This is a genomic window from Aureitalea sp. L0-47, from assembly GCF_026126405.1.
Lineage (GTDB): Bacteria > Bacteroidota > Bacteroidia > Flavobacteriales > Flavobacteriaceae > Pukyongia.
This window is the reverse complement of sequence record NZ_JAFMTQ010000008.1, coordinates 48,522-70,562: the sequence shown is the minus strand read 5'-3', so window position 1 is coordinate 70,562 and position 22,041 is coordinate 48,522. Positions and strand designations below refer to the sequence as shown.

Sequence of the window (22,041 nt, the reverse complement as noted above, 5' to 3'; positions counted from 1 at the left end):
TTATTCGTTGTTTGAGGTTATTCTGATTCGTTGTGGAGGGGTGACCGAGGGTTGGAGTCCCCTTGCGGCCATTGCCCTAATGATCCTGCTTTCCAGTTTGGTTTGCATGAGCTTCATGCGCACATCTACATATTCACTTTTTAATTCCTTTACTTCATCGCTCAGCTCAGCGATTCGGTGTACTTTCTTGTCGGCACTATGCGAGCTGGCGATCATGATAAGCGCCAGGAAAGAGAGAAAAATGATAAAGCGCCAGTTTCGGAAAGCATCGTCGCTTACCAAAAACTTCCCTTTAACTACATTGTAGAAACTCTTCTTCATTACAATTTTTCGGCTATTCTCAATTTCGCGCTGCGCGCTCTTGGGTTTTCACTTATTTCTTCTTCTGAAGGGATTATAAATTTCCCAACAGGCTTGAAAGGGACTTCTACCCTTCCGAATACATCCTTTTCCGGTTCTCCTTCAAACAGTCCATTCCGCATATATCGCTTTACAAGTCGGTCTTCAAGAGAGTGATAGGAGATCAGGCTTAATCTGCCTCCTGGCTTTAGCACATCTGCGGTCTGCAAAAGAAACTCCTTAAGGGCCTCCAATTCCTGATTCACTTCAATACGAATTGCCTGGAACACCTGTGCGAGTATTTTGTTTTCACGATGTTTGGGAAGAAACCTGCCCAATGCCTTCTTCAATTCCTCACTGGTCTTAATAGGCTGTTGTTGCCTTGCCTCAACAATTACGCGTGCCATACCCGCAGAACTACGTAATTCACCGTAGCTATACAGGACTTGCTTGAGTCGTTGTTGTTCGTAAGTATTGATAACATCATAGGCAGAGAAGTCGCTTTTTGTGTTCATACGCATGTCGAGGTCGGCTTGGAAGCGTGTTGAAAAACCGCGTTCAGCCACGTCGAACTGGTGGGAGGAAACTCCGAAGTCACCCAGGATACCGTCCACCTGCGTATACCCATAGAAACGTAAGAAGCGCTTGAGAAATCTAAAGTTTTCGTTAATTAACAAAAACCGGGGATCGTCGATAGCATTCTCAAGCGCGTCTGTGTCCTGGTCGAAGGCGATCAGCTTTCCTTCTGTACCAAGTCGTTGAAGTATTTCCTTTGAATGACCGCCGCCGCCGAAAGTGACATCCACATATACCCCGTTGGGCTGGATATTTAAGCCGTCTACTGTTTCGTGAAGTAGTACCGGTTTATGATATTCCATGGTCTGCGTTGCTTGCATCACCCATTACTTCTTCAGCCAGATCTGCGAAATCATCGGCCGCGTCGTCTATAGCTTGTTCGTATTTCTGTTTATCCCAGATCTCAACTATGTTGATAGCGGAAGAGATCACTAGTTCTTTATCAATACCTGCGAAAGACGCCAGGTCCTTCGGTATATTCAACCTGCCTGTAGCATCGAGCTCAACAGTTTTGACACCTGCTGTGAATCTTCGAATGAAGTCGTTGTTTTTCCTATTGAACCTATTTAACCCGCTCACCTTTTCCATAAGAGCCTGCCATTCATCCATAGGATATAATTCCAGGCAGGGCTGAAAAACCGCACGCTTGATCACAAAGCCATTATTGGACACGGGCGCGAGCTGTTTCTTCAGTGCAGAAGGAACCATTACCCGCCCTTTTACGTCGGCCTTGCATTCGTATGTCCCTATGAGATTGAGCATTAGGTTGTTTGTCGTTCGGTATTAATAAATCCAAATATATAGAACTTTTACCACTTTTTACCACATTTTACCACATTGTTAATAAGTTTTACCACGATCTCATATCAAATAGCTCACAGCCCTGATTATCTGTATTTTATAAACTGACTCACCTATGACAGAACTGAGAATTGATCTGGATTTGGCTTTAACACACACGGTATTAGTCCATTGATATCCGAACTAGAGACATGGTATTCGATTCAACTATTTTTGTGTATTTTAGCCATTGCTAACCCAGACACTGAATGACAAAGCAGTTTCGCGAAGAAGGCAAATTCAATTACCTAGAAGTTGGAGAGGGAACTCCCATTATCGTATTACACGGTTTGATGGGAGGATTGAGTAATTTCGATGGGGTTACCGAGTTTTTCCCATCCAAAGGATACCAGATCCTCATCCCGGAATTACCTATTTACACCATGCCCATTTTAAAGACCAATGTGAAGCGTTTTGCGGAATACGTGGTAGAATTCATCGATCACAAAGGTTTTGAGAACGCCATTTTACTTGGTAATTCACTTGGTGGACATATCGGGCTGCTCTGCACAAAACTCTATCCGGAGAAAGTAAAGGCCCTGGTGATAACCGGAAGTTCCGGCCTCTATGAAAGTGCCATGGGAGAAAGCTATCCAAAACGAGGTGACAGGGACTATATTCAGAGAAAAGCGGAAAATGTCTTTTACGATCCGAAGGTAGCTACCAAGGAGATCGTGGACGAAGTGTATGCCTCGGTGAACGACCGGAATAAACTAATCCGAACACTTTCTATCGCTAAGAGCGCGATTCGTCATAACATGTCGAAAGACTTACCCAATATGAATACGCCCACCTGTGTTATCTGGGGAAAACAGGATAATGTTACTCCTCCGGAGGTGGCCATTGAATTTCATGACCTGCTGCCGGATTCAGACCTATACTGGATCGATAAGTGTGGCCATGCTGCCATGATGGAACATCCCGATGAATTTAACGACCTGCTTTACGCCTGGTTGCAAAAACGGGAATTTTAACCCAGGAACTCATGAAGATCGTATCGGCAGAATTTGTAATGAGCAATAGCGATGTCGCTAAATGCCCTGGCGGCTCGTTGCCGGAATACGCATTTATTGGCAGAAGCAATGTTGGAAAGTCATCCCTCATTAATATGCTGATGCAGCGTAAAAACCTAGCCAAAACTTCAGGGAAACCGGGAAAAACTCAGCTTATCAATCATTTCCTGATCAATGAGAACTGGCACCTGGTCGACCTTCCTGGTTATGGTTACGCTCGTGTTTCAAAAAAAGATAAGAAGACCTTCCAGAAATTTATCACCCAGTACTTCGAGAAAAGGAAACAGTTGGTACTTGGTTTTGTACTGGTGGATTGCCGACATGAGCCTCAGCCCGTCGATCTCGAATTCATGCAGTGGCTTGGAGAGAATCAAATTCCATTTGCCATCATATTCACTAAGGCAGATAAACTAAAGCCAAATGCTCTAAAGGCAAATATCGAAAACTACCAGAAAAAAATGCTGGAATCATGGGAAACCATGCCAAACTACTTCATCACCTCCTCCAGCAAAGGGTATGGGCGCGAACAGCTTCTGGATTATATAGATGCCATCAATCTTGAGATAGGCGCTCTTCAACGAGCCTGATTAGTTGTCGGGTGGTTTTCAATTCTTGGAATTCTTCAGAAGAAATAAATAATTCCATCGAATCCTTGTCCATTAACAATGCTACTGGAAAATCATATTTAGGGAGCCATTTCGACTTGTAGCGTTTCAGAAATTCATCCTTGTGGAGAAATCGAAATTCGTAGTTTGAATGCTGTCTGAATTTTTTCCAAATACGTTTTTCAGAAAAAGTTCCGAAGGTAAGTTCACATAATTTGCAATCGTAAGTTGACGGACTCAGCATCTTGTGCATACTGTCGAACACAGCACTCGCTGCCCCGGAATTGGCGTTGTAAACGAACAATACGGTCATTAGTCCTCCTTCAACTCTAGCTTTTCTGCGAAATAGTCGCAAAAATCCCGCATTGTTGCCGCCATTTTATCATTGGCCGTGGCCCTTTGGAAGGTGTGCGACATGGCTACCAGTGTTTGATGAAAGAAGACATTCATCTCATCCAACGGCATGTCTTTAGTCCATAGATCAATACGTAATGCTTCCTGAGCCTGGTGGTCCCAAACCGATAACAACATGGCTTTGGTGGGGCTATTATCCACTCCCCCATCCGGAGCGGACCAGTTGAGCTTTTCCGGGATACGGTTTTCGTCAAGGCTAACGTTTATTTTTATTTCTGAAGTAAGTTCCGACATTATCTTGTTGGTTTGTATTTTGAATTTTGAAATATCTCCTCCGTTGATTTTATCATCAATTGTGGCACAGTTACATCGTTGTTTTCCATATAGGACCGAACGATCTGCCAACCGATGAACCTTCCCACCATACCGGGAGATTCGTTATCTATTTCAAGGTAAAATTTTGAAAATGGCGCTGGGTTAACGAACCTTCCCAGTAATTTGGGATCTGTGCTATACAGCAGTTCATTTTCTATAAAGTATCGCCACATATCTTCCTCATTCTCAATTGCCCATTGCATCTCTTCTTCGGTATAGCCAATCCTGTCGGCCTCCGAAGACTCCGGCAACCAGACATCTTTCAGGTAGAGTTCCTTACCGAAGAAAATAATCTGCGCCAGGAAATCACGCTTCCTGGGTTGGCTGATAAGCTGACGCGCATAGGCCGAGGCCACATCGGGAGCTAATTGAGATGGTTTGAGATTCTTTGCGGCATAGCGCTTTATACCATGGTAAAATTCATGATCGTCGCCCAGGTATGTGTCCAGCCCCAAAACTAGCAAAGTATCTGCAACAATAACCTTATTCTGGTAGTCCACATCAGAAGTAACAGTTACAACCGCAGGTGGCACGAACTCGGGAAAATAATACTCCATATGCTGAAAAAGCGGGATCAACTGATCTTCCAGGTAGGATTCATCCGGAAACTCTTTGGCCACTGCATCGAACAATTGCTGCTGTAGCGTATCCTGCATCCTCCCTACCCAAATGCTGTCGTGGAATTGCTTCGGAAAAAAAGCCGGGTATTTCTTCTTTAGCATTGGCAGATCGTTGATGGATGCGGAAGCAAATTCTTTGTCGAACCTAAAGATCTCAACATCCATAGGGATCTTTTCAATCTCCTTTTCGATGCTGCTTTTGCCACTGCACGAAGCAAGCAGAAAGACCAAAATAAGCACTGTGATAAATCTCATGAAGCTCTCGTTTGCAATTCTTAACGCAAGCAGTTTTCATAAATTTTACAATTGCGTTACTTTTGTGGGCAAAGGTACTATTATAAACCCATATTTTCTTCAATATGCAAACTGAAAAGGTTATTGATCACATCGTAAAATGGCTGAAAGACTATGCCGAAAATGCCGGAATGAAAGGATTCGTTATTGGTGTTAGCGGAGGGATCGACTCGGCTGTAACCTCAACACTTTGCGCTAGAACCGGGCTGGAATTACTCTGCCTGGAAATGCCTATTCACCAGGCTCCTTCCCAGGTAAATCGCGCCATGAACCACATAGAATGGCTTCAGGAAAACTACAACAAGGTCTCCATGACCCAGGTGAATTTAACCCCTGTATTCGATGGTTTGATCGATGCCTTGCCGGCGGTGGAAAATGAAGAATCCCGATTTATGGCACTTGCCAATACAAGGGCACGGCTTCGAATGACAAGCTTGTACTATTTTGCCGCCTTAAAAAAGTACCTCGTTGCCGGAACGGGTAACAAAGTAGAAGATTTTGGTGTTGGGTTCTTCACTAAATACGGAGATGGCGGTGTAGATCTCAGTCCGATTGCAGATCTCATGAAAAGCGAAGTGTATGAGATAGGACGAATCCTGGGGGTCAACCAGGAGATCCTGGATGCAGCACCTACCGATGGCTTATGGGGTGATAATCGAACCGACGAGGACCAGATCGGGGCGAGCTATGACGAACTCGAATGGGCTATGAAAATGCAGGATAATGGTAAGAATCCAGGCGATTTTGAAGGCCGTGAGAAAGAGGTGATGTCAATCTATTTAAGGCTTAACAAACTCAATCAACACAAAATGATCCCTATTCCTGTTTGCGAAATCCCCGCACAACTTAAAAATTAAGCACTTTCAACGAATTTTTTCAACGTTGAACGAAATTTCCTATGAAGGAAAATTCTTTTCTTTAGTTTTGATTTGTAGTATTTCTATTACAAAAACCTCACACTTCTGACAATTCTATTGTCGTTGGTGTCTTTACTAAAAAGACAAATTTGGAAATGAAGAAAATTTTTATCGCTGATCATCATCCAGTTACAAGAAAGGGGATTGCTTGTATGCTGAAAAAGAACGATAATTTTAAGATTATCGGCAAGGCAAACAATGGTGATGAACTGTACAAAAGCTTACAGGAAGAAAAGCCCGATATCCTCATCATGGAGATCGACATGCCCCACATTAACGGTATTAACGCATTGCGAGGCATTAAAACGGAATTTCCGGAAGTAAGAGTCCTCATTTTCTCAACCCACCCGGAAGAGATTTACGCACTGCGATCAATTAAATCCGGAGCTGCTGGTTACGTCCCCAAAACCGCATCCACTAAAGTTTTCATGAAAGCGCTTAAACAGATCGCTAAAGGAGGTATCTTCCTAAACGAAGACCTTACTTCCACATTTACCAGTAGAAATGTTGGTGAGACAAGTGCGATCAGCAGGTACAAGAAACTGAGCTCTCGTGAAATTGAAGTATTGAATCTATTATCCAGCGGGAAACGCAACAAGGATATTGCCAATGCTCTCAATATCAATGAGAAAACGGTTAGCACGTACAAGACAAGATTGCTGAAGAAACTTAAAGTGGATAACCTTGCCGACCTTATTCACCAGTCGCGCATGTTCCAGTTCGGGTAGTCTAAAGCACCCTTCGTAGTTTTTCGGAAAGTACATCCCTCAGGATGGTGTAGTCGGATATATTCTCAAGTACCGTTTTATCTTCGTATTCCCCATTCTTAACGGGACTCTTCGCCAATTCCTCGATTTTCGAGCTAACTAGATGTCGACGTAAATTCAATATAGTCTCACTAACAAGCTGAGAGATCGTATGCTTCTTTTCCTTTACGTATATTTCTTTGCGCTTCCAATCGTGAAGATTGTACTTTTCCTCCTCCATTAGGATATGGGTAACTGCTTCGGCCTTTTCAGGCTGCAATTGATTCACCAGGGAATCAATTTGAAGATTCTGCTGTTGGTTAAGCTTATCGATAATTTCATAATATAGTTCCCGGAAATCCTCATTCATAAATTCGATTTCATCATCCTGAAGATCCAGGAAGATCTTTTCATACACTTTTGTCTGTATCTTCTCCGGAACAAAAGCGATCTCACCCTCTTCATTGGTTTCCAGTATGAGATCTTCAAATTCTTCTTCAACCGTTCCATAGAGCAGTAACAACTCGATGATCTTCCGTTCAAGCTCAAACTGCACATCCACCTTGGGTGCGGCTTGCCTCTCGGAACTCACCACTCCCATTGGCTCAACTTTCTGCTGAGACGATTTTCGGGATGCGTCTCTTCTTTCCTTCTGAAGTATTTGGGCCAGGGTATTAAACAGCACCGCTTCGGAAATATCCATGATGCGTGAACATTCCTTGATATACACCTCCTGCTTGATCTGGTCCGGGATCTTTGAAATGCTCACTACCATATCCCGAATGGTCTCGGCCTTCTTTAACGGGTCGTCTTTGGCTTCCGAAGCAAGGAGCGAAGCCTTGAAGTTTATAAAATCAGCAGAGTTCTCGTTCAGGTAGCTCTTAAGTACATCCAGCGTGTTTGCTTTTGCAAAACTATCGGGGTCTTCACCCTCTGGAAATGTGCATATCTTTACATTCATTCCCTGTTCAAGGATCAGGTCCACACCTCGTAACGAAGCCCGCAGTCCCGCCGGGTCACTGTCAAAGAGCACAGTTATATTCTTTGTCAACCTGTTGACCAATCGGATCTGTTCAGGCGTGAGTGCAGTCCCCGAGGAGGACACTACATTCTCAATCCCAGTCTGATGGAACTGTATCACATCTGTATAACCCTCTACCAGGTAACAATTGTCTTCCTTAGCTATAGCCTGTTTCGCCTTGAAAATTCCGTAGAGCACCTTGCTCTTGTGATAGATATCACTTTCGGGTGAGTTTAGGTATTTGGCCGCTTTCTTATCGCTGGTAAGTATTCTACCACCAAATCCGAGTACTCGACCACTCATACTCTTTATCGGGAAGATTACCCTTCCCTTAAAGCGATCGAATTGTTTTTCCTCTTTCACAATGGTTAAACCGGTCTTCTCCAGGAATTCCAGTTTGTAACCATCCTTGATTGCCTTGTCGGTAAAGGCGCTCCATTCGTTTGGAGAATAGCCCAGTTCGAACTTCTCCATGGTTTCAGGAGTAAATCCCCTCTCCTTGAAATAGGTAAGACCGATGGCTTTCCCTTCTTCCGATTTGTGAAGGGCCGAAACAAAGAAGTCTTTCGCATATTCACTCACCAGGTAAAGGCTTTCTCGTTCGTTGGCCAGTTGCTTTTGCTCGTCGCTTTGTTCGGTCTCTTCAATTTCGATCCCGTATTTCTTCGCCAGGTAACGAATGGCTTCAGGATATGTGAAATGTTCATGCTCCATTAGAAAGGCCACTACATTTCCTCCTTTTCCGCTACTGAAATCCTTCCAGATCTGTTTCACGGGCGATACCATAAAACTGGGAGTACGCTCATCGGTGAACGGACTCAATCCCTTGAAGTTACTTCCCGATTTCTTCAATTGTACAAAATCACCGATCACCTCCTCTACGCGGGCGGTTTCAAAGACATTATCGATGGTGGTTTTTGAAATCAATTGAAGTAATTCAGAATCCTATAAAAATACTATTATTTTTAGTTTCTCACCTCATAAAAAAAGACCCCCATCGGAGGCCTTTTCAGAATACATAAACATACTAACACTAGTCCATATCGAACCTTAAACCAAGTGATATATTGCGTTGCTCCACCGGGTTATCCTTAAAAATTGTATTCAGGTCGTACTTAACGTACAAAGCGGTGTCCCTCCATCCCAGGTAGGCACTAAGTCCGTAAATTAAGTTATTGGTATTGAAATTACCTTTTTGCTTCTCTTTGATCTCCTGACCCATATCATCATAGATCAGTTTCTGTCTTGTTCCTAGTCGGAAACCTGCATATCCACCGAAACCAAGCTTAACCTTCTTATAGGTAGAATATCGGAAATAAGTGTCTTTTTCAATTTTCTTTGATGGACCCACCTCAAAATGAACCGGGAAAACAAGATTATCTACCCTGAATTTCGACTTGTCCAAATCAATCGGATAGGTCATGAGTTCGGTTTGAGAACCTGTATCAACAAAGTAGCGGTTATCCTCTGGTTTCAGTCCGTTGAACTGAAATGAGAACCCATATTTAAGTCGCAACCAGTTGCTTTCCTTAAAAACACGTGTCTTCCAGGCCCATCCTAGTTCCGCAAAGCGGCTACCTCCTACTTTATAGAGATCATCACCAAGTTTTCCATCTACGATCACATTGTTCAAACCAAAAGCAAATACAAAATCGCTTGTGGTTCTTCGGTCATATTTCCTCGATCTGTTCTGCTTACCTATATAGATAAACGGAATATCATCGCCGTTTTCGTTTCCAATCTCAATGACAACTCTGTCCCCATCATCCTTCAAAACCGTCATGTCCTGGTTTCGTTCCAGCAGTTCGATCTTGTTGTCGATGATGGCCACTCGATTCTCGATATTCAAAGCATGCTTTTCTGCTTCTTTCTGCTTTAGTATTTCAGCCTCTTCGGTAGTAAGATCACCGTTGTCCAATCGTTGGTTAATACCTTCCACGGTAACTTTCAGCGCTTCTTTTTCTTCGGAAACGATACGTTCCTTAGTTGCTTCCAGGACTTGGATTCTGTCCTGTACATTTGTGTCCTGGGCCTGGGTAACGGCCATACTTAGTACCCACACCGTGATTACGGTGCATAATGTAATTAGTCTCATAAGTGTTCAGATTTATTTCCGCCAAAGGCGGAGCGATTGATGAATAGTTATTAATTATTTCGTTCGGCCACGGCAGTTCGGATCTTTTGGAATCCTTCACCCAATGCATCGAATACCTTGTCCCTGAAGCCACGCTCCAATTCGAATTCCACGTCCTCGAGTAACGCGGTGGCATCCACTTTATTGGTTCCCGAATTCAGTATACGCCTGTTGCTTATCTCTCGCTGCGCCTGGATAAGCAGGTCGTCAATCTCCTCTGGGCTGACCTTACTGTTCGTTTTCATTCTATTTTCTACTTCGGCAACCACTTCATCCACCTTGCTTTCCACAAAATCCTTGTTATTCATGGGTTGCTCTTCAATTTTAACTTTGTCCTCTTCTACTTTCGCGATGAGTTTCTCCTCCACTTTTACTTCAGTAATAAGCTTTTTCTCCTTTATGATAGCACTCTTCTGTGGCTCATCCGTTTTTGCAATGGATCTAGAATTTTCCACAGTCCTGGCTTCGGTATTATCTTTTTCTGAATTAGTTGGTTCAACAGCTACTGCTTCTTGCTGTTGCTTTGGATCCGGGATCAACTCTGGAATTTCATTTTCTATTTCTGAATTTACTTCTTCAGAATTCACATCTTCAGTAACCACATCGATACTTGATGCATCGTTGCCTGAATTCATGAAGACAGAAGCCAGGATAAGTATCCCGATAAAACTGGCGGCAATTGCAAACCAGCTATTACGGCCCATTCCCTTCTTCTTCTCTTCCTTCCCCAGTCTCGCTTCCAGCTTGGCCCAGGCGTCTGCAGACGGCTTGATTTCCCGCTCCTGCATCTTTTCCCTTATATGGTCTTCAATCTTATTGGGTGCCATAGTTCATATTATTTTGTTTGGTGATCATCGCCTGAAGCATGCCCCGGGCTTTTGATAATTGCGATTTCGACGTTCCTTCTGAAATCTGAAGCAATTCGCTGATCTCGCTGTGTTTGTATCCGTCAACAACGTACAGAACGAAAACCGTTTTGTAGCCGTCGGGTAAGGCGTCGATTAGTTTCTGGATCTCTTCAACTTCCAATCCTGATTCAATTTCCGCTGAATGTTCCAATGAGTTCTCTATTACCGACTCATCTTTGAAAAACAACTTTTTCTGCCTGCGCAATTCCGTAAGGGATTCGTTTACCATTATCCTTCGTATCCACCCTTCGAAACTTCCCTGGCCCGAGTAACTGTCGATCTTCGTGAAAACTTTAAAGAATCCGTTCAGCATCACTTCTTCTGCCAGGTCCTGCCTTTTGAGGTACTGTCTGCACACACTCAGCATCCTCGGAGAGAACAGCTCAAATAACTCGTGCTGAGCTTTCCTGTTTCCTTTGGACACTTTTTTTATAAGTGCCGAATAATTTTTATGTAAAGAGACCAGTTTCAAATCGGGCTTCGCTAGTTGCTTCTATTTTTATAGACGAGTCATTTTAAAAAAGGGTTGCCTGGAGGTTGGAAATTATTATTCCTCGATACAGCCACAGTGATATAAATCACAAAAAACAATAATCAAATCTCAAATAATAATCAATTCATGAATCACCAATAATTAAGTCATTAGAGATTGGAGCTTGGCACTTATTTGAGATTTGGGATTTGAGTTTTGATCATTTCCGTAGGTTATTTCTTCCTGTCGATCACGTAGTTCACCATCAATTCCAGGGAGTCTTTATAGTCGGATTTGGGGTAATTGGAAAGGATCTCCAGGGCATGGCTGCGATACTCCTTCATTTTTTCAGTAGCGTAATCCAGTCCGCCAATTTTCTTTACGTATGCAATTACCTCTTTTACCCTTTTGCGATCCATATTGTGGTTCTTGATAGAGTTGATAAGCCAGCGTCTTTCTTTGGAATCGGAATTATTGAGCGCATAAATAAGCGGGAGGGTCATCTTTTTTTCTTTGATATCGATTCCCGTTGGCTTTCCTATCTTCTCCTCACCATAGTCGAACAGATCATCCTTGATCTGAAAAGCCATGCCAATAAGTTCTCCGAATTTCCGCATTCGTTCCACCTCTTCGGCGGGTGCATTAACAGATTGAGCTCCCATGGCGCAGCAGGCGGCGATGAGGGTTGCTGTTTTCTGCCTGATAATTTCAAAATAAACATCTTCTGTTATATCAAGCGTTCTCGCTTTCTCTATTTGAAGCAACTCTCCTTCACTCATTTCCCTTACGGCCACCGATATGATCTTCAGCAGGTCGAAATCGTCATTATCAATCGAGAGGAGGAGTCCTTTAGACAGCAGGTAGTCCCCTACCAGTACCGCGATCTTGTTCTTCCACAGGGCATTGATCGAGAAGAAGCCCCTCCTGCGGTTACTGTCGTCCACTACATCATCGTGCACGAGAGTGGCTGTGTGGATCAATTCGATTACCGAGGCTCCCCTGTAGGTTCGCTCATTCACCTCACCGTTATTCGTCATCTTAGCAATGAGGAAAACGAACATGGGTCGCATTTGCTTCCCTTTTCGGTTTACTACGTAGTGGGTGATCCTGTTCAGAAGAGAAACCTGAGACGACATGGAACCGGAGAATTTCTTCTCGAAGAGCTCCATCTCATTCTCAATGGGAAGCTTTATTTGAGCGGTAATCTTCATAAACTATAAAGATAAGCAGCATTTATTTATCAAACTGTGCTGCTTTTCTTCTCAACTTTGTTCCGGTGAAGCGACTTGTCAATACACTTGGTCATTTCATCTTTCTTCAGAGGAATCCCAATAAATGATTCTATAGTATCTAATGCCTTTGAAGGGTTTTTTAGAACATTACCATAGTCTATATAAATAAGTTCTACACCAGGTTCTCTTTCTTTCCACTTGTCCACAAAGTTCAATAGTTCACGGTATTTGTTATACAGCTTTACCGGCAAAACATCTGGGTTTTTCCCAATCATTTTTTGTTGCGATTTTAAGACTTCATCAAGATCTCTTGTCATAAACACTACTTTATATCGGTATTTTCCGTCAATGTGATTCAATAATGGTGCAACAATCTTAACTGCCTTATTCTGGGCTTGACCCATCCATGAATTGTCCTTATTAAGGGACATTACAGGTTCATATTCATAATACCCTTTCGGATTGGATTCATCGGCTTCTCGTTTATCATCTATCAAACATTCCACGCCTCCTTTATCCATCATTTGCATCATAAGAGAAGTTCCCGACCTTGGAAGACCCGATACTATTACGATTTGATTATCTCTGTACTTAAAATTATTCTTATCGCGAAGTTCAAGAGGGGTTTTGATCTTCTCCTCAATATTTTCTAATGCTTTCTCTTCTCTGTAACTGTATGTTTTGGCTGTTAAACGAGCCGATGTCTCGAAGGCAAGTTTAGCATTATCTAGATCTCCCAGTTTCTCTAATGCCCTTCCCAGTGCATAATGAGCGGCGGGATAGTATTTAACTAATTCAATGCTGGTTAACGCATATTCTGTCGCTTCCTCATATTCGCCTAATTCGAACATTGTATCAGACATCGCCTTATGGTATTTTGACCTATCCGGATCAAGTTCGATGGCCTGTTCAAAGCATTCCCTTGCCTTCTGAAAATTCTGAAGAATAAACTGAATATTACCAATTCTGTAATGAAGTTCAGCGTTTGGTTTTATATCTCTGGCCTCTTCTAAAACTTTCAGAGCTTTCTTTGTATATCCATTTCCCAGAAGAATATCCGCTTCAACAAAGTAAATATTGTAATTAACAGGTGTTTTTACTTTTTTAAAGGCCTCAAGATACGTTTCTGCACTTTCATAATCCTTTTGACCAATGCATACGGTCATCATATCGATATAATAGGGAGCAAGATCAATTGGAGGCTCCTCTTCTAAAAGTTCAAGCAAAATGCTTTTGGCTTTTTCGTAATCCTTCTTGCCTAAATATACTCGAGCCAAATTATGTTTAAGCTCACATTTGGTTCTATGAATACTTGTTTCGATCTTGTCGTCGGGTCGCTCAATATATCCAAGTTCAATAAGTTGCTCCATGGTTTCTTCATCGGACAGAATATCATTTCGTTCCTCCTTTTCTAATTCGGCAAAATCTCCCTCAACATCTTCCCAACTATCTATATACGATGGAGAAGTCGGGCTTTTATACATGTCCATAATAACTTTACCGTCCATATCCTTCCCGATTGGAAGTCCGAAATGATGCAATATCGTGGGTGCCACATCAATTAAACTCGCTCCAAAAATCTTCTCATTCTTTTTTATATTAGGACCACTTGCCACAAAAATTCCGAACTGCCTGTGATCTAAGGCAGGGGCAGCAGCAACCTTAGGCATGGCCAGTATTCTTTTATTGCCAGATTCGAAACCGTGATCGGACATAACGATTACCGTAGTGTCGTCGTCAATAAGACTCAGAACACGCCCCAGCATCATATCCTGAAATCTATAAGCTCCTGTGACTACTCCATTATAAAGGTCATACAATTCCTGACGAACCCCATCCAGTTTAGGCGGATGATACTTCATAAAGGAATGGCAGAAATGATCGATCATATCGAAATAGACTGCCATAAAATCCCATTCGGTTTCTCTCAATAAATAAGTGGAAGCATTGTGCAATGAAACGTTTTGAGTAAGAATTTTCGAAAAAGGAATAAGTCCATTATTCTTATCCTCTTGATCGATCTTCGCAGCATCAGGTATAAAGGGTAGAAAGTGCTCGTGAGTGATTTCCCAGGGAAACATTCGAAGTTCTTTAAGAACTTCCCTAAGATTTTCAGGATGAATGGTGCCATCTTGCATCCCTCGCTGTTGTTTTGGGTCGGCACTAACTCTCTGAAATTTATCTGTTACAATAACACCATTAATAGGCTCTGCAGGAAAACTAGGCCACCACCCTACTACATTACTTTTATACCCTTCATGATGTAGAATGTTCCATAAAGCTCTAACTTTTCTTGAATTTGCCGTTACAGGGCGTAAAGCTTTTTTATTTGGAACAACTTCAATAAAACCCAAAATCCCATGCTTATCTGGCGTTTTACCGGTTGCTACTGTACTCCATAACATCGGACTGTATGGTGGATTCATGGTACTCATATTACCATATACCCCATTGTCAATTAACTTTTTTAGTGATGGCATCAGCCCCTTTGCCAACATTGGGCCAATGATTTTCCAATCGGCTGCATCCCATCCAATTAATAGTAACTTATTCCTTTTCATATTCTTCATTCAGGTTTTGTTCTTTCTTTAATTTTCGCCAGGCAGTAAAGGCAAGATCTCCGTAAGCCAGGTGACCAAGAGAACTACTAAGCGGCATATTTGAAAAATCTATTTCTCGCTTTTTTTTCTTCATTTCCTCTAAATTTTTGCAATAGTAGGTTGGATTTAATACATTTACTCCAAACCAATTTTTAAACCTGAGTTATTTTTTTCGTAAAAAAACAAAAGATAACTCGCAAAACCTAAAATTAATATGACTAAAATTACGAAAAACAACCTAGGTAAAAGAATTGCCAAATATGGTGCCTTATCGCTTGCCATTGCTGGTGTAGCGGATGCTACAGGGCAAGTAGTTTACACGGATGTGGATCCAGATTTTGTAGGTGGACTTGGAGATAGTTTTGCTATCGACTTTGACGGAGATTCCGTTGATGATGTGACTATCCTGCAATCTAACAACGGTAATTATGAGCTTGTTCAAGCAAATACCGTAGGACCAAACGGTGTAGTAGCAAATAGTAATGGATATCTTTATGCTTCTAATCTTTCATATGGAACCCCAATCGATGGTGCCCTTACTTTCTATAGTGGAGGTGCGTCTTTCTGTGCAGGAGTTGGATATGCTGGTAGTGCGTTTTGCGGGACTGGTGAAGGATATCTTGGCGTAAAATTCGATGCTGGTGGAGGAACAACTCACTATGCTTGGGTACGTGTTGACATCGCCGACAGTTCAAACTTTACTGTACTTGACTACGCTTTCGAAGCTACTCCAGACACTGCGATCAATGCAGGTGATATGGGAAGCTTAGGTTTGGGAGATCAGGCTTTCAACAACTTCAATTATTTCGTTACAGAGAACAGTCTAAACCTTTCTGCAGCTAATGTAATGGAGGAAATAACCATTCACAACGTTCTGGGACAGCAAGTGATCAATCGACAATTATCTTCAACTTCTGAGGTAATCGATGTTTCAGCCTTGAAGTCTGGAATTTATCTTGCAACAGTTTCCATAGAAGGAACACGTAAGACAATCAAATTTGTGAGATAATCACAATTCAAATTTTAAAAAAGCGGCTTTAGGGCCGCTTTTTTATTTAATATCATATTAGGATTTATTCGCCAGTTGTCCGCAGGCAGCATCTATGTCCTTTCCCCTGCTGCGTCTCACCGTTACCGGAATTCTCTGAGACTCTAGCCCACTTATGTAACGATTGATGGCCTCGTCGCTGGCTTGCTGGAATTCCCCATCGTCGATAGGGTTATATTCAATCAGATTTACTTTACAAGGGACATACTTACAGAACTGAATGAGTGCCTTGATATCGGCATCTGTGTCGTTTACATCTTTCCAAACTACATATTCATAGGTAATACGCCGTTTTGTTTTAGAATACCAATATTCCAAAGCATCCCTAAGATCAGTAAGAGTAAACTGTTTTGCGAACGGCATGATCTGCTCCCTGGTTTCCTGAATCGCCGAGTGGAGAGAGACCGCCAGGTTGAACTTCACCTCATCGTCCGCCAATTTCCGGATCATCTTTGGTACTCCTGAAGTTGATACGGTAATACGTTTGGGTGACATCCCCAGGCCTTCGTCCGAAGTTATCATCTCAACAGACTTGAGGACATTCTTATAATTCATCAACGGCTCCCCCATTCCCATGAAAACTATATTGGACAGTGGCCGGTCATGGTATAGTATACTTTCCCTATGGATAGCCACCACCTGGTCATAGATCTCATCCGGGTTTAAGTTGCGCATTCGTTTGAGCTTTGCCGTAGCACAGAATTTACAATCCAAACTGCATCCTACCTGTGAAGAAACGCAGGCCGTGGTCCTGGATTCCGTAGGGATCAAAACCGACTCCACCACATATCCATCGTGTAATCGAACCGCGTTCTTAATGGTGCCATCAGTGCTTTTCTGCAGGCTATCCACCTTAATATGGTTGATCACAAAACGTTCTTCAAGCTGTGCCCGGGTGTCCTTAGAGATATTCGTCATATCCTCGAAACTGTGTACCCCTTTGTTCCAAAGCCACTCATATACCTGGTCACCTCGGAACTTCTTATCACCAATACCGATGAAAAAATCCTGTAATTCCTTTTTGGACAATGCCCGTATGTCTTTCTTTGCCGAACTCATGTGGCTGCAAAAATACCACATAATTAGTTACTTCAGTATTGCAGAGGGAGAAGTAAGAGAAAGTAATGATGAAACTTAGCGGTTAATGATGATCTTCTTAGTGATATCGGCACCACTATCTTCGTCGATAAGGTGAAGGAAATAGACACCCCTGGTGTAAGATTCCACGCTTATCATATTCATTGTACTGGACAAAGATCCGCTGGAAAGCATTTGCCCCGTTACTGTGTAGAAGCGATACACCAGGTTCGGGTATCTTGAGTTTTCTACAGTAATTTGTGTAGAGGCTGGGTTTGGATATATGCTCAATTGACCTGTTAACACATTGTCCTGTACAGAAAGTATGTTCTGCATAGTGTCTACAGTAGATTGACCTGTTCCATCCGGATCAAGCCATTCCATTAGTCTGCTGTTGGCATCAGGGCCTGCGTTCCACGAAATACCAAACCTGCCATAAATATCGTAATCACCGTTATTCTGGGTTCCTTCACAGAAAGCTTGCCCGGCGTATAATTGGCCGATTACGTGTCCGGATTCGTTGAACAAGGGCGATCCTGATGACCCGCTCTCGGTAGTTCCTATTTCCCATCCGTCTCCATTACCCACCGAAACACCTTTTATCAACCAAACCTCGGTACCGTTGGCGTTCTCTTTAATAGCACCGCTATCATCACGACACACCTTCATGATATCACCGTTCGGGTGGTGAATACCTACTTCAAATAAGGGTATTTCGTCCGTATTATCCCAACCGGCGAATGCAACGTCCCATGTACCTGGTATTTCATCGAAGAGTTCAACCAGCGCAAAATCGCTGAGAGAATTATTTGCCTTCAATTCGGCACCACTCATGGTAAAATTTGTCTGAATATCTCCACTGTCGCCTTCTGTTCCGCAGACGGGGTTCGGACTTACCCAATTAAAGCGTACCGACCAAAGCGCCGGATCACTATTTTCTAAACAATGGTTTCCTGTTAGTAAGAAAGGTGTTTTATCTCTCGCCGTATTGTTCATCAGTACGGCCGAACAAAGGTACCCGTTGCCAAGATTAAGAAGGGCAACTGCCTTTTTTACAAGGTCCTTCTTATCGTCGAAATCCTCTCCAATAGGGCAGTTTACGTCGTAATTACAATCTCCGGAGTCATTGAGGCCCCTCATGCCATCGACAAAGGTAGTTACCTGTCCCATCCTATATCCATGGATTAGGCCTTCCAATAGCAAACTTGCATCCTCTTGAACCACTGCTGGCTCGAAGTATTCTATCCTAATAATATCCCCCTCCACAAACCAGGACCCTAATCGTAGGTCGGGCCTATTGCTGTTTTGTGTATAAGTCCGGGAAAGGTCTGTACCGTCGTCATTGAAAAAATGCAACCTACCGCCTTGTGGCATGTAGAGTTCCCTGAAGTTTACGCTTAAATTGATCGCCTCGGGTGAATGAATGGCCATTTGCCAAACTTTATCACCATTTGGTAAGACGGTTAATTCCCCTTGTTGCTGAATGTCGATTTGCAAAGACCTGTTTACTCCATAACGCCAGGGTAAACTCTTATCTCTGTCATTGATTAAATCCTGCTGATGAATCTGCGTAAGGTCCAAAGGAGACAGTTCGATAGGTGTTACCGAACGTAGATTGTGCTCCCAACTAACCGGATAATAGTCCTGCCCTTCCTGAGCGAAGGAAGTAATGATTATCGAAAAAAGAAAAAAGTAAAGTAAAACTTTTCTCATAAAGGATTGATTAGTTGCTCTCTAAGCATACTAAAGTACCCTTTTATTTTGATTTTTGAAAATCAAAATAAAGAATATAAAAAAACCCGGCAGTACCGGGTTTATGTTTTTAAATGATCAACATTGCGTCGCCGTAGGAATAAAACCTGTATTTCTCCTTAATAGCTTCTGCATAGGCCTCCTTCACGAATTCGTGTCCGGCAAATGCGGCAACCATCATAAGCAAAGTAGATTTAGGCGTATGGAAGTTGGTTACCATGCTATTTGCGATACTGAAATCATAGGGAGGAAAGATAAATTTATTGGTCCAGCCACTGTAAGCATTCAGGGTGTTGTTTGATGAAACAGAGCTTTCCAAAGCTCTCATCACTGTTGTCCCAACAGCACAAACTCTGCGTTTTTCAGCTATTCCCCTATTGATGATATCTACAGCATCGGCCGGAATTATTATCTCTTCAGAATCCATTTTGTGTTTGGAAAGGTCTTCCACTTCAACAGGACTGAATGTTCCTAATCCCACATGCAGTGTTAATTCAGCAAAATTCACCCCTTTAATTTCGAGACGCTTCAACAAATGCTTTGAAAAGTGCAATCCTGCCGTTGGAGCTGCAACTGCTCCTTCATTTTTTGCAAAGATCGTCTGGTATCGCTCCGCATCTTCCGGCTCTACATCACGCTTGATATATTTTGGCAATGGAGTCTCACCCAGTTCGTTCAGCTTGTTTCTGAATTCTTCATAGGAACCATCGAACAGAAAACGCAGCGTTCTTCCTCTGGAAGTTGTATTGTCGATCACCTCAGCAACCAGGGACTCATCCTCTCCGAAGTACAGCTTATTTCCAATCCTGATCTTACGCGCAGGATCTACGAGCACATCCCATAGACGGGTTTCAGGATTCAATTCTCTCAAAAGGAACACTTCGATGCGAGCACCGGTCTTTTCCTTATTTCCGAACAATCGTGCCGGGAAGACTTTTGTATTGTTCAAGACCAATACATCATCTTCTTTGAAATAATCGATCAGGTCCTTAAACATTTTATGTTCAATCGTCTTGGCATTTCGATCTAATACCATAAGCCTAGCTTCATCCCGGTTGGCTGCGGGATATTCTGCCAGCATTTCAGTGGGTAGATCGAAATTAAAATTTGAGAGTTTCATTCCCATAAGTAAGCGGATTTATAGTCAAAAGCTGCAAATATACAATCTCAGAACAGGGGTTGTCAAGTAAATCGGAATTTATATTTCGAAATCACTCCGAATCCCTACTAGAGACAGGTCATCCCAGAACCCCGGATAGGATTTCGAAACGACCCCTGAATCTTCTACAAATAGGGTAGTCTTAAGTGCCAACGGAGCAAATGCCATCGCCATACGATGATCGTGGTAGGTCTTTACATTTACTTCGGAATTTATCTTTTCTGAAGCCAGTAGATGGAGGGAATCATCAGTTATTCGAATCGATGCTCCCAATTTTTCCAATTCTGTTTTAAGGGCCTGGAGCCGATCGGTCTCCTTGATCTTTAGCGTATGCAAACCCCTTAGCTCACATTCGAGACCGAGGCCAAAACATGTTACTGCGATCGTTTGTGCAATATCAGGAGTTTTGTTGAGATCAAGCTCGATCTTATCCGAAGGAATAACGCCTGTTTTCGACAGTATCATTGATTGATCTGAAGGATGGAAACTCGTCCTAACTCCTAGTTTCTCATAAATGGTTATCAGCGCAGAATCACCCTGAAGACTTTCCTCCCGGTAACTCTTCAACTTAACCGAAAGATCTTCAGAAAGTGCCACAAGACTGTAGTAATACGATGCAGAGCTCCAATCAGACTCGACAGTGAGTTCAATACTTTCGGAAGAACTAAGATGTGGTATGATGATCCTATTTTCAGAAAAAACAACCCGGCAACCAATTTGTCTTAGCAATGCCGCCGTCATTTGGATATACGGGAGCGAGGTAACTTCACCCTGGAGTTGCAGTTCAAGGCCCTGGGGAAGCGACGGTGCGATAAGCATCAGCGCCGAAATGTATTGGCTGCTGGTACCTGCAGCAATTTTAATAATCCCGGAGCGAAGTCCGGCCCCTTTAATAGATAGAGGTGGATAACCTTCCTTTTCAATATAAAAAATATTAGCTCCTAACTCTCGAAGTGCATCCACGAGAATGGCAATGGGACGTTCCTTCATTCGTTCACTACCAGTAAGAACCACTTTTTTACCCGGTTGTGAGGCGAGCAGGGCAGTGAGAAAGCGCATTGCAGTTCCAGCGTGATTAATATCGATCTCCTCTTTATTCTCTTCTGAAAGTGCAGATTGGAGAATACGAGTGTCGTCACTATTGGATAGATTATTGATCCTGATTTCCGGATAGATCGACTGAAGGATCAGAAGGCGATTTGATTCACTCTTGGAGCCCGTGATCTCTACGACGGGCGTATTCGGCACCCAGTTATGATCCCTGCATAGTTTAACGGTCATTTTTTCTGATCTTCCTTCTTAAGCCGTGCATTGAATTTTCCGTAGGTAACAAAAAAGCCATATACCAGTCCTGCACCAAGCACACCTCCGATGAATAGAATCGGATTTTGTTCCGTAAGGAATGCAAAAGAGAAGCGATCAATAGCCCATTTGATCACTATGAAAAGTACAGCGAATGCGACTGCCAGGGATATTACCGACCTCCAGAAACCGGGAGTTGAAATTACACGTTTGAACATTAGTTAAGTTTTTTATTTCCGTGATGACGGTCGTGGTCACGTGCGGTCTTTTTATTCAATTTTTTGTAAAAGGCAGCCTCGAGGTCCACACCTGTTTGATTCGCCAGGCAAAGAACCACAAAAACAACATCTGCCAGCTCTTCCCCCAGGTCTTTCCCTTTGTCGCTTTCCTTTTCGCTCTGTTCACCGTACCTGCGTGCGATGATCCTGGCCACTTCTCCTACTTCTTCAGTTAACTGCGCCATGTTCGTGAGTTCATTAAAATAACGCACTCCATGTTCCTTGATCCACTCGTCCACCGCCTGCTGCGAATTCTTTAGTTCCATACGTTCAATTTATCTGATCACTTTTACCTACCAATATTTGAATATGAGCAATTCCCTCATCCAAAGTACTATTTTACAAAGGTAATTTATCGATTAAAATCACCAATTCCCTA

24 protein-coding genes are annotated in these 22,041 nt (G+C 42.7%); 5 read left to right on the top strand and 19 right to left on the bottom strand.

Annotated elements, in window-relative coordinates; genetic code table 11:
• Genes J1N09_RS09470 through mraZ form a run of 3 tightly spaced genes read right to left on the bottom strand, consistent with a single transcriptional unit; the run spans window position 1 to window position 1,677 of the window.
• Window positions 1–321, bottom strand: a complete 321-nt coding sequence (locus J1N09_RS09470; protein ID WP_265199932.1) for an FtsL-like putative cell division protein — start codon at window positions 319–321, stop codon at window positions 1–3.
• Entirely contained in the window at window positions 321–1,217 is an 897-nt protein-coding gene (gene rsmH, locus J1N09_RS09465) for a 16S rRNA (cytosine(1402)-N(4))-methyltransferase RsmH (RefSeq protein WP_265200003.1), read from the bottom strand. The genes J1N09_RS09470 and rsmH overlap by 1 nt, the downstream gene beginning before the upstream one ends.
• The gene (gene mraZ / locus J1N09_RS09460; RefSeq protein ID WP_265199931.1) at window positions 1,204–1,677 is read right to left on the bottom strand and encodes a division/cell wall cluster transcriptional repressor MraZ; all 474 of its coding nucleotides are present in this window, start codon (window positions 1,675–1,677) and stop codon (window positions 1,204–1,206) included. Before mraZ ends, rsmH begins: the two co-directional genes overlap by 14 nt.
• A gap of 287 nt (window positions 1,678–1,964) precedes the next feature.
• On the opposite strand from mraZ, the gene J1N09_RS09455 reads away from it, so the two are divergent.
• Both J1N09_RS09455 and yihA read left to right on the top strand, forming a co-directional pair.
• Complete coding sequence (locus tag J1N09_RS09455) at window positions 1,965–2,729, top strand: alpha/beta fold hydrolase (protein ID WP_265199930.1); 765 nt, start codon at window positions 1,965–1,967, stop codon at window positions 2,727–2,729.
• An 11-nt stretch (window positions 2,730–2,740) separates the two neighbouring features.
• Entirely contained in the window at window positions 2,741–3,355 is a 615-nt protein-coding gene (gene yihA, locus J1N09_RS09450; protein ID WP_265199929.1) for a ribosome biogenesis GTP-binding protein YihA/YsxC, read from the top strand.
• On the opposite strand, the gene J1N09_RS09445 is transcribed toward yihA, so the two are convergent.
• The 3 genes from J1N09_RS09445 to gldB are packed head-to-tail and all read right to left on the bottom strand — an operon-like array spanning window position 3,321 to window position 4,977.
• Window positions 3,321–3,686 (bottom strand): GTPase, encoded by a 366-nt coding sequence (locus J1N09_RS09445; RefSeq protein ID WP_265199928.1) that lies wholly within the window; start codon window positions 3,684–3,686, stop codon window positions 3,321–3,323. The genes yihA and J1N09_RS09445 overlap by 35 nt on opposite strands.
• Complete coding sequence (gldC, locus tag J1N09_RS09440) at window positions 3,686–4,021, bottom strand: gliding motility protein GldC (RefSeq protein WP_265199927.1); 336 nt, start codon at window positions 4,019–4,021, stop codon at window positions 3,686–3,688. The genes J1N09_RS09445 and gldC overlap by 1 nt, the downstream gene beginning before the upstream one ends.
• Window positions 4,021–4,977, bottom strand: coding sequence for a gliding motility lipoprotein GldB (gene gldB / locus J1N09_RS09435; protein ID WP_265199926.1), 957 nt, complete (start codon window positions 4,975–4,977; stop codon window positions 4,021–4,023). Before gldB ends, gldC begins: the two co-directional genes overlap by 1 nt.
• A gap of 104 nt (window positions 4,978–5,081) precedes the next feature.
• On the opposite strand from gldB, the gene nadE reads away from it, so the two are divergent.
• Both nadE and J1N09_RS09425 read left to right on the top strand, forming a co-directional pair.
• On the top strand, window positions 5,082–5,873 hold the full coding sequence (nadE, locus tag J1N09_RS09430) for an NAD(+) synthase (protein WP_265199924.1): 792 nt from the start codon (window positions 5,082–5,084) through the stop codon (window positions 5,871–5,873).
• Window positions 5,874–6,028: 155 nt separating this feature from the next.
• Window positions 6,029–6,661 (top strand): response regulator, encoded by a 633-nt coding sequence (locus tag J1N09_RS09425; protein ID WP_265199923.1) that lies wholly within the window; start codon window positions 6,029–6,031, stop codon window positions 6,659–6,661.
• A gap of 1 nt (window position 6,662) precedes the next feature.
• Here the strand turns inward: J1N09_RS09425 and dnaG are convergent, their stop codons facing one another.
• From dnaG to J1N09_RS09390, 7 genes are all read right to left on the bottom strand, one after another.
• Window positions 6,663–8,627, bottom strand: a complete 1,965-nt coding sequence (gene dnaG / locus J1N09_RS09420; RefSeq protein WP_265199922.1) for a DNA primase — start codon at window positions 8,625–8,627, stop codon at window positions 6,663–6,665.
• A 106-nt stretch (window positions 8,628–8,733) separates the two neighbouring features.
• On the bottom strand, window positions 8,734–9,795 hold the full coding sequence (locus tag J1N09_RS09415; protein ID WP_265199921.1) for a hypothetical protein: 1,062 nt from the start codon (window positions 9,793–9,795) through the stop codon (window positions 8,734–8,736).
• Between the two features lie 50 nt (window positions 9,796–9,845).
• Window positions 9,846–10,661 carry a hypothetical protein gene (locus J1N09_RS09410; protein ID WP_265199920.1) on the bottom strand — a complete coding sequence of 272 codons (816 nt, stop codon included), beginning with the start codon at window positions 10,659–10,661 and terminating at the stop codon, window positions 9,846–9,848.
• The gene (locus J1N09_RS09405) at window positions 10,648–11,214 is read right to left on the bottom strand and encodes an RNA polymerase sigma factor (RefSeq protein ID WP_265199919.1); all 567 of its coding nucleotides are present in this window, start codon (window positions 11,212–11,214) and stop codon (window positions 10,648–10,650) included. The genes J1N09_RS09410 and J1N09_RS09405 overlap by 14 nt, the downstream gene beginning before the upstream one ends.
• A gap of 233 nt (window positions 11,215–11,447) precedes the next feature.
• Complete coding sequence (locus J1N09_RS09400; RefSeq protein ID WP_265199918.1) at window positions 11,448–12,425, bottom strand: polyprenyl synthetase family protein; 978 nt, start codon at window positions 12,423–12,425, stop codon at window positions 11,448–11,450.
• Between the two features lie 29 nt (window positions 12,426–12,454).
• Window positions 12,455–15,007, bottom strand: coding sequence for an alkaline phosphatase family protein (locus J1N09_RS09395; protein WP_265199917.1), 2,553 nt, complete (start codon window positions 15,005–15,007; stop codon window positions 12,455–12,457).
• Window positions 14,994–15,140, bottom strand: coding sequence for a hypothetical protein (locus J1N09_RS09390; RefSeq protein ID WP_265199916.1), 147 nt, complete (start codon window positions 15,138–15,140; stop codon window positions 14,994–14,996). Before J1N09_RS09390 ends, J1N09_RS09395 begins: the two co-directional genes overlap by 14 nt.
• A 120-nt stretch (window positions 15,141–15,260) precedes the next feature.
• Between J1N09_RS09390 and J1N09_RS09385 the strand changes: the two genes are divergently transcribed.
• A complete protein-coding gene (locus tag J1N09_RS09385) occupies window positions 15,261–16,055 on the top strand; it encodes a T9SS type A sorting domain-containing protein (RefSeq protein ID WP_265199914.1) in 795 nt (264 codons plus the stop codon).
• A 57-nt stretch (window positions 16,056–16,112) separates the two neighbouring features.
• Here the strand turns inward: J1N09_RS09385 and rlmN are convergent, their stop codons facing one another.
• From rlmN to J1N09_RS09355, 6 genes are all read right to left on the bottom strand, one after another.
• Window positions 16,113–17,153, bottom strand: coding sequence for a 23S rRNA (adenine(2503)-C(2))-methyltransferase RlmN (gene rlmN / locus J1N09_RS09380; protein ID WP_265199912.1), 1,041 nt, complete (start codon window positions 17,151–17,153; stop codon window positions 16,113–16,115).
• Between the two features lie 75 nt (window positions 17,154–17,228).
• Complete coding sequence (locus J1N09_RS09375) at window positions 17,229–18,884, bottom strand: T9SS type A sorting domain-containing protein (protein ID WP_265199911.1); 1,656 nt, start codon at window positions 18,882–18,884, stop codon at window positions 17,229–17,231.
• 109 nt (window positions 18,885–18,993) lie between these two features.
• Window positions 18,994–20,043, bottom strand: a complete 1,050-nt coding sequence (queA, locus tag J1N09_RS09370) for a tRNA preQ1(34) S-adenosylmethionine ribosyltransferase-isomerase QueA (protein WP_265199910.1) — start codon at window positions 20,041–20,043, stop codon at window positions 18,994–18,996.
• Window positions 20,044–20,121: 78 nt separating this feature from the next.
• Window positions 20,122–21,363 (bottom strand): 3-phosphoshikimate 1-carboxyvinyltransferase, encoded by a 1,242-nt coding sequence (locus J1N09_RS09365; RefSeq protein ID WP_265199909.1) that lies wholly within the window; start codon window positions 21,361–21,363, stop codon window positions 20,122–20,124.
• Window positions 21,360–21,602 (bottom strand): DMT family transporter, encoded by a 243-nt coding sequence (locus J1N09_RS09360; protein ID WP_265199908.1) that lies wholly within the window; start codon window positions 21,600–21,602, stop codon window positions 21,360–21,362. The genes J1N09_RS09365 and J1N09_RS09360 overlap by 4 nt, the downstream gene beginning before the upstream one ends.
• Window positions 21,602–21,928 (bottom strand): nucleotide pyrophosphohydrolase, encoded by a 327-nt coding sequence (locus tag J1N09_RS09355; protein WP_265199907.1) that lies wholly within the window; start codon window positions 21,926–21,928, stop codon window positions 21,602–21,604. The genes J1N09_RS09360 and J1N09_RS09355 overlap by 1 nt, the downstream gene beginning before the upstream one ends.
• Between the last annotated feature and the right edge of the window lie 113 nt (window positions 21,929–22,041).

Bases quoted from the DNA above. Each gene is read 5' to 3' on its own strand.
- J1N09_RS09365 (WP_265199909.1), bottom strand. From the start codon at position 21,363: ATGACCGTTAAACTATGCAGGGATCATAACTGGGTGCCGAATACGCCC.
- rsmH (WP_265200003.1), bottom strand. From the start codon at position 1,217: ATGGAATATCATAAACCGGTACTACTTCACGAAACAGTAGACGGCTTA.
- J1N09_RS09375 (WP_265199911.1), bottom strand. From the start codon at position 18,884: ATGAGAAAAGTTTTACTTTACTTTTTTCTTTTTTCGATAATCATTACT.
- nadE (WP_265199924.1), top strand. From the start codon at position 5,082: ATGCAAACTGAAAAGGTTATTGATCACATCGTAAAATGGCTGAAAGAC.
- rlmN (WP_265199912.1), bottom strand. From the start codon at position 17,153: ATGAGTTCGGCAAAGAAAGACATACGGGCATTGTCCAAAAAGGAATTA.
- J1N09_RS09425 (WP_265199923.1), top strand. From the start codon at position 6,029: ATGAAGAAAATTTTTATCGCTGATCATCATCCAGTTACAAGAAAGGGG.
- yihA (WP_265199929.1), top strand. From the start codon at position 2,741: ATGAAGATCGTATCGGCAGAATTTGTAATGAGCAATAGCGATGTCGCT.
- J1N09_RS09360 (WP_265199908.1), bottom strand. From the start codon at position 21,602: ATGTTCAAACGTGTAATTTCAACTCCCGGTTTCTGGAGGTCGGTAATA.
- J1N09_RS09470 (WP_265199932.1), bottom strand. From the start codon at position 321: ATGAAGAAGAGTTTCTACAATGTAGTTAAAGGGAAGTTTTTGGTAAGC.
- queA (WP_265199910.1), bottom strand. From the start codon at position 20,043: ATGAAACTCTCAAATTTTAATTTCGATCTACCCACTGAAATGCTGGCA.
- J1N09_RS09385 (WP_265199914.1), top strand. From the start codon at position 15,261: ATGACTAAAATTACGAAAAACAACCTAGGTAAAAGAATTGCCAAATAT.
- J1N09_RS09395 (WP_265199917.1), bottom strand. From the start codon at position 15,007: ATGAAAAGGAATAAGTTACTATTAATTGGATGGGATGCAGCCGATTGG.
- J1N09_RS09445 (WP_265199928.1), bottom strand. From the start codon at position 3,686: ATGACCGTATTGTTCGTTTACAACGCCAATTCCGGGGCAGCGAGTGCT.
- gldB (WP_265199926.1), bottom strand. From the start codon at position 4,977: ATGAGATTTATCACAGTGCTTATTTTGGTCTTTCTGCTTGCTTCGTGC.
- J1N09_RS09415 (WP_265199921.1), bottom strand. From the start codon at position 9,795: ATGAGACTAATTACATTATGCACCGTAATCACGGTGTGGGTACTAAGT.
- J1N09_RS09410 (WP_265199920.1), bottom strand. From the start codon at position 10,661: ATGGCACCCAATAAGATTGAAGACCATATAAGGGAAAAGATGCAGGAG.
- mraZ (WP_265199931.1), bottom strand. From the start codon at position 1,677: ATGCTCAATCTCATAGGGACATACGAATGCAAGGCCGACGTAAAAGGG.
- J1N09_RS09355 (WP_265199907.1), bottom strand. From the start codon at position 21,928: ATGGAACTAAAGAATTCGCAGCAGGCGGTGGACGAGTGGATCAAGGAA.
- gldC (WP_265199927.1), bottom strand. From the start codon at position 4,021: ATGTCGGAACTTACTTCAGAAATAAAAATAAACGTTAGCCTTGACGAA.
- J1N09_RS09455 (WP_265199930.1), top strand. From the start codon at position 1,965: ATGACAAAGCAGTTTCGCGAAGAAGGCAAATTCAATTACCTAGAAGTT.
- J1N09_RS09390 (WP_265199916.1), bottom strand. From the start codon at position 15,140: ATGAAGAAAAAAAAGCGAGAAATAGATTTTTCAAATATGCCGCTTAGT.
- J1N09_RS09400 (WP_265199918.1), bottom strand. From the start codon at position 12,425: ATGAAGATTACCGCTCAAATAAAGCTTCCCATTGAGAATGAGATGGAG.